Annotated in this window: 10 protein-coding genes; 2 read left to right on the top strand and 8 right to left on the bottom strand. The window is 72.6% G+C overall.

Translation table 11 applies throughout. The annotated features are described in order from the left end of the window. Nucleotides 1–76 precede the first annotated feature (76 nt). From OHA72_RS24235 to OHA72_RS24215, 5 genes are all read right to left on the bottom strand, one after another. The gene (locus tag OHA72_RS24235) at nucleotides 77–1,264 is read right to left on the bottom strand and encodes a serine hydrolase domain-containing protein (protein WP_327010070.1); all 1,188 of its coding nucleotides are present in this window, start codon (nucleotides 1,262–1,264) and stop codon (nucleotides 77–79) included. 365 nt (nucleotides 1,265–1,629) lie between these two features. Next, the gene (locus OHA72_RS24230) at nucleotides 1,630–2,247 is read right to left on the bottom strand and encodes a LuxR C-terminal-related transcriptional regulator (protein WP_327011653.1); all 618 of its coding nucleotides are present in this window, start codon (nucleotides 2,245–2,247) and stop codon (nucleotides 1,630–1,632) included. 50 nt (nucleotides 2,248–2,297) lie between these two features. Further along, nucleotides 2,298–3,953, bottom strand: coding sequence for a histidine kinase (locus OHA72_RS24225; RefSeq protein ID WP_327010069.1), 1,656 nt, complete (start codon nucleotides 3,951–3,953; stop codon nucleotides 2,298–2,300). Nucleotides 3,954–3,962: 9 nt separating this feature from the next. Beyond that, nucleotides 3,963–6,473 (bottom strand): FtsX-like permease family protein, encoded by a 2,511-nt coding sequence (locus OHA72_RS24220; protein ID WP_327010068.1) that lies wholly within the window; start codon nucleotides 6,471–6,473, stop codon nucleotides 3,963–3,965. 1 nt (nucleotide 6,474) lies between these two features. Then, on the bottom strand, nucleotides 6,475–7,206 hold the full coding sequence (locus tag OHA72_RS24215; RefSeq protein ID WP_327010067.1) for an ABC transporter ATP-binding protein: 732 nt from the start codon (nucleotides 7,204–7,206) through the stop codon (nucleotides 6,475–6,477). A gap of 165 nt (nucleotides 7,207–7,371) precedes the next feature. Here OHA72_RS24215 and OHA72_RS24210 point away from each other — a divergent pair, with 165 nt between their 5' ends. Together OHA72_RS24210 and OHA72_RS24205 are read left to right on the top strand one after the other, a co-directional pair. After that, nucleotides 7,372–8,607: an alpha/beta hydrolase family protein gene (locus OHA72_RS24210; RefSeq protein ID WP_327010066.1), complete on the top strand. Its 1,236-nt coding sequence runs from the start codon at nucleotides 7,372–7,374 to the stop codon at nucleotides 8,605–8,607. Then, nucleotides 8,604–9,494, top strand: a complete 891-nt coding sequence (locus OHA72_RS24205) for a hypothetical protein (RefSeq protein WP_327010065.1) — start codon at nucleotides 8,604–8,606, stop codon at nucleotides 9,492–9,494. Before OHA72_RS24210 ends, OHA72_RS24205 begins: the two co-directional genes overlap by 4 nt. Before the next feature lie 894 nt (nucleotides 9,495–10,388). Here OHA72_RS24205 and OHA72_RS24200 read toward each other — a convergent pair. The 3 genes from OHA72_RS24200 to OHA72_RS24190 form a co-directional block, all read right to left on the bottom strand. Continuing rightward, nucleotides 10,389–11,294, bottom strand: coding sequence for a carbohydrate ABC transporter permease (locus OHA72_RS24200; protein ID WP_327010064.1), 906 nt, complete (start codon nucleotides 11,292–11,294; stop codon nucleotides 10,389–10,391). A gap of 101 nt (nucleotides 11,295–11,395) precedes the next feature. Continuing rightward, nucleotides 11,396–12,364 (bottom strand): carbohydrate ABC transporter permease, encoded by a 969-nt coding sequence (locus OHA72_RS24195; protein WP_327010063.1) that lies wholly within the window; start codon nucleotides 12,362–12,364, stop codon nucleotides 11,396–11,398. Then, nucleotides 12,361–12,720: a hypothetical protein gene (locus OHA72_RS24190; RefSeq protein WP_327010062.1), complete on the bottom strand. Its 360-nt coding sequence runs from the start codon at nucleotides 12,718–12,720 to the stop codon at nucleotides 12,361–12,363. Before OHA72_RS24190 ends, OHA72_RS24195 begins: the two co-directional genes overlap by 4 nt. Nucleotides 12,721–12,895 lie beyond the last annotated feature (175 nt).

The raw sequence follows: 12,895 nt of genomic DNA, 5'->3' as shown, positions 1-12,895 counted from the left end.
TCTCGGAGACGCACAGTTTTTCCTTGGGAAGGCACGGCGCCGCAGGTCCCCCTCCTGACCTGCGGCGCCGCTCCCTTTAGAAACGGCCCAGTTTCGGCAGCTGCTGGATCCTGCCCGTGCGCGCCGCTGCCCCCGTGCCGTCGAACGCCAGGGTCAGCAGCTGGTCCATCGCGTCGTCCGGTTCGTGGGGGCCCCACGGGTTGGCCGAGAGGCTCAGCTGCCGGCGGCCGTCGGCGGTGCCCATCGCGAACGTCTCGTAGCCGAAGATGCCCCCGGTGTGCCCCCACAGCGTCGTGCCGGACGGCAGGGTCAGGGAGAACAGCCCGAGGCCGTAGCTCTCCGGCCCGGTCGTCGCCTGCATCTGCGCCAGCAGGGACGCCGGCAGCAGCCGCCCGCCGACCAGCGCGCCGTAGAACCGGTTGAGGTCCTCGGCGCTGGACAGCATCTCCCCCGCCGCCCACGCGATCGACGGTTCGAACCGCGTGATGTCGACCGGCACGACACCGCCGTCGCGTTCGAGCGGCAGGTACCCGTGCGCGTGCGGCCCGGCGATGTCCGGATCGTGGCCGGGCACCTCGGTCTGGTGCAGCCCGAGCGGCCGGATGATCCGCCGCGTCACCTCGCTGCCGTACGGCCGTCCGGTGACCCGCTCGATCAGCAGCCCGACGAGGATGTAGTTGGTGTTCGAGTACGACCAGCCCGCACCCGGCTCGAACAGCGGCGCCTCGTCCAAGGCGTACGCAAGCAGCTCCCGCGGCGACCACGACCGGTACCGCATCCGCACCAGATCCTGCACGGTCGCCCCGCCGAGCAGTCCGTCGGTGTAGTCGAACAGGCCACTCGTGTGCTGCATCAGGTGCCGCACGGTGATCCGGCCACCGTCCGGCACCAGCCCCGGCAGGTACCGCTCGACCGGATCGTCCAGCCGGAGCCGCCGCTCCGCGACGAGCTGCAGCGCCACGGTCGCGACGAACGACTTCGTGACGCTGCCGACCCGGAACCGCCCCCGCGGCTGCACCGGCCGACCGGTACCGAGCTCGGCGACACCCGCGGCGCCCCGCCAGGCCCAGTCCCGGTCACGAACCTCGGCGAGAATCCCGGACGCCCCGTTGGCACCCATCCGCGCCAAGGTGTCCTGCAGCGCGGCCCGGTCCGGCCCGGACGTCGGCGCGGCCGCGGCTGGGTCGGCGGTCAGCGTGGCACCGCCGACGGCGACGAACGCCGTCACGGCACCGGTCTTCAGCATGGTCCTACGGGTCGTCACGGCCGCTCCCATCGGTAGGCATCTCTGCCAAGCAGCCTTCCGCCCTGCGACCCCCGGCGACTCGTGCGGCAGGACGAACCCGCCCCCCACGTCGACTCCGGTCGATCCCTGAGCAACCCGTACCCAACCAACCCTGAGGCGGCCTCGGGGCTCGGCGGTGTCGCGCGGCCTCACCGTCGCCGGCTCTTCGTGATGACTGAGAACGGTGTTGTAGCACCGAATGACGACCTCGACGGCGCTGGACCATGCGAGCGCGGACCAGGCTTGGCATCACCGCAAGACGGCACGGACGGCGACCGCGCTACCCCTGCCACGCCACCGAGGGCTGCGCGAAACCACCGAGCCCCGAGGACCGACACCAGGAATCAGTCGGTGCGAACCAGCCCGATCTGATACGCGAACACGACCGCCTGCACCCGGTCGCGCACCTCCAGCTTGGTCAGCACCCGCCCCACGTGCGTCTTCACCGTCGTCTCGGCAACGTTGAGCCGCTCCCCGATCTCCACATTGGACAGCCCTTCGGCGACCAGCAACAGCACCTGCCGCTCCCGGTCCGTCAGGCTCGCAAGCCGCCGCATCGCGTCCGGATCGTCAACCACCGGCGGCGCCGTCACGAACTTCCCCGCGAACCGGTCCAGCAGACTCCGCGTAGCCCTCGGCGCCACCATCGCGTCCCCATCAGCAACCGCCCGAATCGCCGCCAGCAGACTCGCCGGCGGCGCGTTCTTCAGCTGGAACCCGCTCGCCCCAGCCTGCAACGCCGCAAACGCGTCCTCGTCGGTGTCGAACGTGGTCAGGATCAGCACCCGAGGCCCACCCGGCCGCGCACACAACGCCTCGGTCGCCGCGATCCCATCCATCACCGGCATCCGGATGTCCATCACCACCACGTCCGCCTCGACCCGCCGCAGCAGCCGCAACACCTCCGCCCCGTCCCCCGCCTCCCCCACCACAACCATGTCTTCCTGCGCCGACAACACCATCCGGAACCCCGCCCGGATCAGCTCCTGGTCGTCAACGATCACAAGCCGGATCACCGGACTCCCCACCGCCCAGTCGCCACCACAGTGGCGGCCCCAGCCCCGACCACACCCGAACCACGAGCCCCGATCACGCCAAGGGAACCGCTCTCGACCACTCCGACCTCGCCCACGCCGATCTCGCCCGCACCCATCTCGCCCGCACCCATCCCGACCACGCCCATCCCGACCGCATCAGCATTGCCGGGCTCGACAACATCCAGGCTGACGATCTCGACCACACCGGAAGCACCAGCGACCACATCAGGACCGCCACGCCCGACCACGCCAGGACCCCCGTCCCCGACCGCACCCAGGCCACTGCCCCCAACTGCGCCGTCACTCCCGTCGCCGGCCGCGACCACAACCGGATCGCTGGCCGCGACCACACCACGACTGCCGGGCTCGACCCCACCCAGGCCCCTGGGCGCAGCTGCGCCAGCGGTCCCGTCGTCGCTCGCGCCCCCTGCAGGCGGTCTCGGACCCTCACCCACCGCGGACGCCCGATCGGCGGGCACGGTCCGGGGTGCTCTGGGGATCGTGGCGATGACGGTCCAACCTCCGTCGAACCGCGGGCCGGCGGTCACGGTCCCGCCGTGCAGCGCAACCCGCTCCCGCATGCCGACCAGGCCGTGGCCGCCCGGGCGGGTGGTGGCCGTGGGGCGGCCGGCGCCGTCGTCGGTGGCCTCGATCGCGACGCGGTCCGGTGTGTACTCCAGACGCAAGGTGACCTTCGCGTCGGGTCCCGCGTGCCGGAGCGTGTTGGTCAGGGACTCCTGGACGATCCGGTACGCGGTCAGCTCCTCCGCCACGCTCAACCCCGCCGGCGTGCCGACCGTGTCGAGGTCGACCCGCAGGCCGGCCCGCTCGACGAGCCGGTCGAGCTCGGCGAGACCGACGCGTCGTCGGGATACGGCGGCCGCCCCCGGCGACGCGCCGCGCAGGACGCTCACGACGCGACGCATGTCCTCGAGGGCGTCGCGGCCGGTGGCGGCGATCGTGTCGAGCGCCTCGCGGGCATGCACCGAGGCCGGGTCGAGCGTGTACCCGGCGCCGTCCGCCTGGACGATCATCACGCTCAGGCTGTGCGCGACGACGTCGTGCAGCTCGCGGGCGATCGCGGCCCGCTCGTCGGCGGCCGCGAGGCGGGCCAGGTGGTCGCGCTCGCGCTCGAGGGTGGCGGCCCGCTCCTCGAGACTCGCCACGTACAGGCGCCTGGTCCGCACCCCGTACGCGGAGAACCACACGGCAACGGTCAGCGCGCCGATGACCCAGGAGATGGCGCCGAAGTTGTCGGTCCGGCGGGCCTCGACGGCGGCGCCGATCACGACGCCGAGCCCCGCGCCGACGCCGGCGAGGATGCCCCACACGAGCTGGGCTCGGTACTTGACGACGGCGAACATCGAGATCAGCACCGCCATGTCATACAGCCGCATCGCGTCGTCGAACAGCAGGTGCAGCGGTGCGGCCGTGTAGACGACGCAGGCGACGGTCACCGGATAGCGGCGGCGGCCCAGCATCGCGGCCGCCATGACGAGCCCGATGGCGACGACGGCCGGCTCCAGTCCGCGCTCCAGCAGCGTCACATACAGCACGGATCCCGCGATGCCCCCGTCGAACAGCCAGGTCCTGATGCGCCGCAGGTGTTCGCCGTTCCACACGTCGTCCACGATAGGTCGTCAATCGGCCAGCGCGACGACGACGGCAACGTTTGCCGCTCTGCGTGACGGCAGCACTGCGGCGAGTGTGCCCGCCAGCGCGGCGAGCCCGACGAATGCAGCCAGCTGCCCGACCGGGATCGCGACGAGGGTCTCGACGTCGCCGAACGCCGCGATGGCGGTCAGCCACCCGTAGACCAGGCCGAACACGACGCCGACGACGGCGCCGGCCGCCGCCATGAGTAACGCCTCGGCGAGCAGCGTCGCTCGCAGCTGACCGCGGGTCAGGCCAAGGGCCCGCAGCAGCGCCGACTCCCGGGTGCGCTCCAGCACCGACAGCGACAGCGTGTTGGCGATGCCGACGAGCGCGATGATCAGCGCGAGCGCGAGCAGGACCGCGATCACGGCGACGATCTGGTCGATCGCGGCGTTACGTTCGTCGCGGAACTCGGCGAGGTCGCCGACCTGGACGAGCGGATGCGCCGCGAGCGCGGTGTCGAGCCGGGCGCGCGCCGTCGCCGCGGGCACACCGCCGGCGGTGCGGAGCATGACGAGCGAGTCACCGGCCGCCGCGGGGAACAGCGACCCATAGTCGGCCGCGGTGATCACGACGTCGCCGACGAGCGTCGCGCTCTGGACCGTCGCCGCGACCGTCAGCGTGATCGTGCGGCCGGCGGGGCCGGTCAGCCGGAGCTGGTCGCCGACGCGCCGCCCGACGAGGGCATCGGAGCCACTGGACACGACGGCGGTCCCGGGCCGCAGGTCCGCCAGCCGACCGGTGGTGACCGCGGGCCGGTACGCCGTGCCGATCGCCGCCTCGTCAATGGTCCCGACGAGCAATGCCCCTGCCGAGGATTTCGCGGTGTCCTGCCTGACCGCCGCCACGAGCCCGAACGTAGGGTCGGCGCGCAGCACGGCGGTGATCGACTGCGGGACCGTCGCGGGCCTGTCGCCGCCGGTGACGGCGGGGGTGAGCAGGTAGTCGATCGGGAACGCCTGGTTGAGCTGGGCCTCGGCGGTGCGGTTGACGGTCGCGGCGATGGTGCTGCCGCCGGCCATCAACGCAACCCCGACGAGCAGTGCGGCCGTCGTCGCCGCGGTGCGGCCCGGGTTGCGCCGGGCATTGGCGGCGGCCAGGCGGACCGGCGCGCCGACGAGCAGGCCGGGCAGCCACCCGAACGCCGACATCAGCGGGCCGATGAACAGCGGCGACAGCAGCAGCACCGCCAGGAACACGCACGTGCCGCCGGCCATGACGATCACCATCGCCGTCTGCGGGTCACCGGTGCGCAGCCCCGCCACGGTCAGCGCCGCCCCACCGGCCGCGAGCAGCGCCGTGGTCCCGACGAGCACCATCCGTCCGCGCCTGCTGGTGCCGCGGCCGAGGGGCGTGACGCGCAGCGCCGCGATCGGCGGCACCCGGGTCGCCCGGACCGCCGGCACCAGTGCCGACACGACCGTCAGGACGACGCCGAGGAGCAGCGCGACCAGTACCGGCGAAACACCCACCACCAGGCGGCCACTGGGTAGCCCGATCCCGGGCAGGGCCGCACCACGGGACAGCCCGAACCCGATCGCGAGACCGACACCGGTGCCGAGCGCCGCGCCTGCGAGCCCGACGGCGGCGGCCTCGGCGACAACCCGCCGGAACACCTGCGCGCGGGTCGCACCGACGCACCGCAGCAGGGCCGTCTCCCGCATCCGCTGCGCGAGCAGGATGTTGAACGTGTTGGCGATGACGAGCGCGGCGACGAGCACCGCGACCACGGCGAAGAGCTGCAGGCCGACGAGCAGGCCGTCGATCTGCCCGAACGCCTCGCGGGCCAGGTCACGCCGAAGCTGCTCGCCGGTGCGCACCTTGCCCGCCGCGGTCACGCGGGAACGGACGTCCGATGCGGTGGTGCCGTCGGCGATGGTCGCGACGACCTCGCGGTAGCCGGTGGCGCCGGTGAGCCGCACGAGTGCCTGCCGGGTAAGCACGACCGTGGACGTGTTGCCGCCGTCCACGCCGGTGATGTCGACGATCCCGACGAGGCGGAACTCGTGCCGCTGCTCGTCGGCGCCGACGAGGGCGATGGTGTCGCCGACCCGGTAACCGGTCTGGCGGGCGCTGCGGGCGTCGAGGGCCGCGTCCCCGTCCGCCTGTGGCACGGCACCGGTGCGCAGGTCGAAGGGCCGCAGCTCGGGGCGGTCGCCGGCGTCGACGGCATGACCGGGGACGCCGAACTCGGTGACGAGGTGGCCCGCACGGTCGACGAGGGGCGCCTGCTCCGCCATGCGTCCCTCGGCGGACGTGACACCGCCGGCACGGCGGACGTCATCCACTGAGGACAGTGGCAGCCGGGTGCCGTCGGCGGCGGTCACGGCGAGGTCGACGTTACGGGCCGACCGCGCATACTCGTCCAGGAGCGCGGCGCGGGTCGTGTCGCCGAAGATCATGATGCCGGCGACGAACCCGACGGCCAGCACGATGGCGATCGCGGTGGGCACGAGCCGCCTGGGTCGCAGACCCGCCAGTGCGGTGCGTCGCACGTCAGGCCCCCAGTCGCTTGAGCAGGTCCAGGACGGCCTCGGGCGTGGGACGGCGCAGCTCGTCGACGATGCGGCCGTCGGCGAGCATCACCACCCGGTCGGCGTAGGACGCCGCGACGGGATCATGCGTCACCATGACCACCGTCTGGCCCAGCTCCCGGACGCTGCGCCGCAGCACGTCGAGGACGTCGGCCCCGGTGCGGGAGTCGAGGTTGCCGGTCGGCTCGTCGGCGAAGACCACGTCGGGACGGCCGAGCAGCGCCCTGGCACACGCCACCCGCTGCTGCTGACCGCCGGAAAGCTGGCTCGGCGTGTGCCGCAGCCGCTCGCCCAGGCCCAGCACCGACACCACCTGCGCCAACCGGCGGCGGTCGGGCCGGCGGCCCGCGAGATCGAACGGCAGCAGGATGTTCTGCTCGGCGGTCAGCGTCGGCAGCAGGTTGAACGACTGGAACACGAACCCGACCCGCTGCCTGCGCAGCAGGGTCAACGCCTTGTCAGACAGGCCGGTCAGCTCCGTGCCGCCCAGCCGGATCGAGCCGGACGTCGCGGCGTCCAGCCCGGCGAGGCAGTGCATCAGCGTGGACTTGCCCGAGCCCGAGGGACCCATGATCGCGGTGAACTCGCCGGCGGGGAACGCGACACCGACACCGTCCAGCGCGCGCACCGAGGTGTCGCCGGTGCCATACACCTTCACCAGATCGGTCACTTCGACCGCGAACGTCGTTGTCATGGGGGCAAGGTAGGCGGCGCGCGGGTGCCGCGTCGTCATCGTCAAGCACACCATGGGTGTCCTACTCAGGTCGGACACCGCCGGATCCGGGTCGGTCGTGGGTACGACGACGCGAGCACCGGGGCGGGGCTACCTTCGGCGGCACACAAGCGAGAGGACCCCACCATGCATCCCCTGGCCCTGTCCCGCCGCCGGCTGCTGGGCGCCGCCACCATCGGCACCGCTCTGACCTTGTTCCCCGCGCTGCCGGCCGCTGCCGCCCGGGGCACCAGGCCGGCGTTCCGGCTGCCCGCACCGACCGGGCCGCATCCGATCGGGACGGTGCCACTGCATCTCGTCGACCCGTCCCGGACCGATCCGTGGGTGACGCCCGCCAGGCCCAGAGAACTCATGATCCAGTTGTGGTATCCGACGGCACGTCCGGCCGGGCCACCCGCGCCGTGGCTCACCCAGGCGGAGGCCGGGCCGGTCGGGCGGGACCTCGCCGAGACGGTCAGCGGCGTCCCACGGGACCTGCCGGGCCTGGCCGAGGTCCGCACACACGCGCACACCGGTGCCCCGCTCGCCGCTCGGCAGGGCGGCTGGCCGGTCGTGCTGTTCTCGCCCGGTTTCGGCGCCGAGCGCAACTCCAGCGCCGCGCTCGTGGAGGACCTCGCCAGCCGTGGCCACGTGGTGGTGACCGTCGACCACACCCACGACCCCCTGGCCGTCGAGTTCCCAGGCGGACGGGTGGAGCCCAACACGATCATGGCGTTGATCGCGCAGATCGAGGACCCCGCGCAGTTCGACGCGTTCGCGGCGAAGATGGTCGCCGTCCGCTCCGCCGACCTCCGCTTCGTGCTGGACCGCCTGGCGATCCTCGACGCCGGCGGCAACCCCGACGTGGAGCACCGCCGCCTCCCGGCCGGGACGCGCGGCTCGCTGCGGCTGACCCGCGTCGGCGCCTTCGGCCATTCACTCGGCGGCGCCACGGCCGCCCAGGCGATGCACGACGACCGCCGCATCCGCGCCGGGATCAATCTCGACGGCGCACTCTACGGCGCCGACGCCGCCACCGGCCTGGACCGGCCGTTCCTGCTGTTCGCCGCGGGCGACACCGACCGCGGCAACACCCCGGGATGGGGCGCGTTCGCCGACCATCTCCGCGGCTGGCACCGCGAGCTGCGGATGCCCGACGCGCGGCACCTCTCCTTCCACGACTCGGTGCTGATGGTGCCGACCCTGGCCGCGCTGCCCGGCGCGCAGACCATCGACGCATACGGCACGATCGACGGCCCCCGGGTGGTGGCCGTGGCCAGGGCGCACGTCGGCGCGTTCTTCGACCTCCACCTGCGTGGCGTCGGCTCGGCGCTGCTCGACGCGGCGTCGCCGCGGTATCCAGAGATCAGGTTCGTGGCATGAGCGGCCGTTATCGTGGCACGGTGCTGGAGGACTTCACCGACGCGGCCGTGGCCCGGCTCATCGACGCCGACTGGGTCGGCTTCTGGCAGACGTCCGAAGGCGCCCCCGACGACATCGTGGACCGTCTCGCCGATCGGATCGCCGCGTCACCGCCCGCCGAGGTCCGGCGATACGAGACACCCGCGGACCTCGACTCGGCGCGGGTCGAGCTGCTGCTCGGGGTCGACACCGACCGGGCCCTCGCCCACCTGGCGCGGCTGGCGCGGGCATCCGAGGCGGTCGGCAGGATGTGCGGCGAGCGTGGCGTATGGGTGCCGGCGGACGGCCCTGCCGAGCGCCGGTATGCGCCGGCGTCCCGCACGATCGTGACCGCGTGGAAGGGCGACCCGCGGCTGGCGGCGTTCGTCGACCCGGCCACGGTGTTCGAGGATCCGCGCGGGCTCGGCTGTGCGCTGCCGCTCACGGTGCCGCTGCTGGTGGGCGACGCGCTGTTGCCGCCCGCGCTCCGGGGAGGCGGGCACCCGTTCGTGATGAGCTTCTGCTCGGAGTGCGACGCCGACGAGGACCTGCGCGGCGACTACGGCTGGCGGCTGGGGAGGTTCGACGAGGAGCGCGCCGAGTCGTGCCCCGGATATCCGCCGGACGACGCCCCGCAGCCGCTGCGGATGCGGCTCGCCCCCGTCGGCGAGCGGCGGTGGGACGACGTCGGGCGGCTCGGCGGGCGACCCGAGTGGTTGCAGGCACATCCGCAGTGGCCCGCCTGCTGCGAGCGGCCGATGTGGTTCGTCGGACAGGTGCGGACCGGCGAGTTCGGCGGGGTGGGCGGCTCGATCTACGGCTTCCGGTGCGAGTGCGGGTATGCAGCGCAGCCCCGCCAGATCACCTGACCGACGGAACGTCGGGCGACGGGGCGGCGGCCAGGGGCTGCAGAGCGGCACAGCGGCGAGGCGGGCGGAGCGGCTGAACGGCATGGCAGCCGGGCAAGCCGAGCGGACTGGAGCGGCGTCGCAGCCGGGCGATCCGAGCGGGCCGAGCGGCGCGGCAGCCGGGCGGGCCGGAGCGGCGTCCCAGCCGGGCAATCCGAGCGGGCCGGAGCAGCATCGCAGCCGGGCAATCCGAGCGGGCCGAGCGGCGCGGCAGCCGGGCGGGCCGGAGCGGCGTCCCAGCCGGGCAATCCGAGCGGGCCGAGCGGCGCGGCAGCCGGGCGGGCCGGAGCGGCGTCCCAGCCGGGCAATCCGAGCGGGCCGAGCGGCGCGGCAGCCGGGCGGGCCGGAGCGGCGTCCCAGCCGGGCAATCCGAGCGGGCCGAGCGGCGTGGCGGCCGGGCAATCCGAGCGGGCCGAGCGGCGTGGCAGTTGGGCAAGCCGAGCGGGCCGGAGCGGCGTGGCAGTTGGGCAAGCCGAGCGGGCCGGAGCGGCGTGGCAGTTGGGCAAGCCGAGCGGGCCGGAGCGGCGTGGCAGTTGGGCAAGCCGAGCGGCTGAGTGGTGGTGGGCGTCCGGTCGCTGTCGTGGACGGCGGCCGGACGGCCCGTGTGGGATGAGCGTCGCGGCATAGTCGGGCCGGGACGGTCATAGGTGTGGGGGCAGGACGGGGCAGGCTGTGGGGCCGTTTCGTCGAGCGTCATCCAGGGCCGGTGAGGCTTGGACCCGCCCAGCCGCGCGTGATGGTGTTCATGACAGCACCTCCGTGGTCGGTGATCGATCGCAGGGAGGAGCATCGCGGCAAGGGCAGGTCCGGCGCATCGGTAATTCTGCCTATGAGGGGGTGAGTACGGCACCCATGTCAGTCCTGCAGGGTGCCGGCGAGCAGGCCTCGCATGAAGAAGCGGCCCAACATGATGTACAGGGCGAGTGTGGGCAGGCTCACGAGCAGGGCGCCTGCCATCGCCTGGCCGAAGGGGACGGACTGGCCGCCGGCGATGTTGTTGAGGGCGATCGTCACCGGCCAGGAGTCGCGGCTGGTCATCATGGCGCCGAACATGAAGTCGTTCCAGGAGGAGGTGAACTGCCAGATGATCGCGACGGCGAAGGCCGGTTTGGCGAGGGGCACGGCGATGTCGACGAAGCTGCGCAGGATGCCGGCGCCGTCGAGGCGGGCGGACTCGAGCAGGGTGTTGGACATCGCGACGAAGTGGTTGCGGAAGATGAGGGTGGTGATCGGCAGGCCGTAGATGATGTGGATGAGCATCAGGCCGGCGAGGCCGCCCGTCGGGTCGTTGCCGCCGCGCAGGCCGACCGCCGTCATGGTCTGCGAGACGGGGATGATGACGGCCTGGTAGGGCACGAAGATGCCGAACAGGATCAGCGGGAAGACGACGTTGGAGAACGGGAAGCGGATCTTCGACAGCACGAAGCCGTTGGCGCAGCCGAGCAGGGCCGACAGGAGGCTGGCCGGGATCGCCAGGGAGAGGCTGTTGCGGAAGCCGGAGGAGAGCTTGGGCCACACGAGGCCGAAGTTGTCCATGGAGAGGCTGGTCGGCAGGTCCCAGATCCGCGTCACCGACACGTCGACGGGGTCCTTGAAGGAGGTCACGACGAGGACGTACACCGGCAGGAGGAAGAAACACGCGAGGGCCCACAGCACGACGTAACGCACGACGCTGCGGGCGCCGCCGGCGGCTTTGGACGACGCGGGCGGGATGGGGTCGGTGACCACGTGCCGGGGCACCGTGGCGGTGGCGCGCACCATGCGACTACCCCCGTCCAGCGGGCGAGGAGGCAGCGGACCGGAGCAGCATGCGACTCCCCTGTCCGGCAGGCAGGAAGACGGCGAACCAGGGCACCATGCGTCTACCGCCGTTCCGTGCGCAGTGCGTACCAGACATAGGGGCCGACGACGAGGGCGACGCCGATGAGCAGGACCGTGGCGATGGTCGCGCCGCGGTCGTAGAAGCCGCCGTCGAAGGTGGTGAACCACATGTAGAGCGAGGGCGTGTCGATGCGGAGGTTGCCCTGGTCCAGGGCGTAGAGCAGGTCGAACGTCTTCAGCGAGATATGGATCATGATGAGCATGGCGCTGAAGGTGACGGGGCGCAGGGCGGGGCGGACCACGTGCCAGAAGACCTGGGTCTCGCTGGCGCCGTCGAGGCGGGCGGATTCGCGCAGGGCCTCCGGTACGCCGCGCATGCCGGCGAGGAAGAGGGCCATGACGTACCCGGAGAGGGCCCAGCCGGCGGGGAGCGCCACGGCGGCGATCGCCCAGATCGAGTCGGACTTGTGCCAGTCGCTGCGCAGGAAGTCCAGGCCGAGGACGGCGAAGAGCTTGTTCAGCCCGGCGGTGTCGTCGCCGGAGCCGTTGTCCAGCAGCCAGCGCCAGACGATGGCGGTGGCGATGAACGAGATGGCCATCGGGAAGAGGAACACGCCGCGCAGGAAGCCTTCGCCGCGCACGCCCTTGTCCAGCAGCATCGCCATGAGGAAGCCGAGGAGCAGGGCGCCGCCGACGAAGACGGCGGTGAAAACGACGAGGTTGCGCACGTCGGCGTGCCAGCGTTCGTCGCGCATCAGGCGCGTGTAGTTGTCCAGGCCCACGAAATGGTAGGAGGGCGACAGGCCGCGCCAGTTGGTGAAGGAGACGCGGACGTTCCAGCCCAGGAAGCCGTAGACGAAGACGCCGATGAGGATGAGCGACGGCGACACGAGGAGGAACCCGGCCAGCCACGCCGGGCCGCGGTGCTTGCGGCGGCGCACCGGGGGTGGGGTGAACGGGGCCTGCGGCGGGGCGTTGGAGTGCCGTGGCACATGGACGGGGGCGCTCATCGTGTCTCCTGGAACTGCTGCTGCACGGTGCTGGCGAACTTGCCCAGGTCGCCGTGCTGGACGTACAGCCCGAGCGCCGAGTCGATCTCGGCGTTGTAGGCGTTGTTGGCAACGACCCCGTGCGCGAGGGAGCCGACGATGCGGGTCTTGGGGTCGCGCCACTGCTGCAGCGTCCAGCCGAGGTATCCCTGGTACAGGTTGGCTTCGGCGTCGGTGCGGGCCGGGATGGAACCCTTGAGCGGGTTGAAGAGGTTCTGTCCGGATGCGGAGCCGCACTCGATGAGCCACTTGCGGGAGAGGTCGGGGCTGCGCACCCCGGTCGGCAGGGTGAAGGAGTCGGAGAGGAAGTCGTACATGCCGTCGGTGCCGGGCGGGGGCGGGGCGTCGGGGCGGGGGGGCGCGCCGCGGGGGGCCGGGGGGCGTGTGTGTGTCGTGCTCCACACACCCAGCCGCGCACACGCGCGCGCACACGCACACGCGCACACCCACACAGCCTGCACCCGGCGGACTTCACGTCGGAGTTGCCGAGCA

Origin of the sequence: Dactylosporangium sp. NBC_01737 (assembly GCF_035963215.1) — a bacterium.
GTDB lineage: Bacteria > Actinomycetota > Actinomycetes > Mycobacteriales > Micromonosporaceae > Dactylosporangium.
The sequence above is the reverse complement of the archived record's forward strand: the minus strand, read 5'-3'. Positions and strand labels throughout refer to the sequence as shown.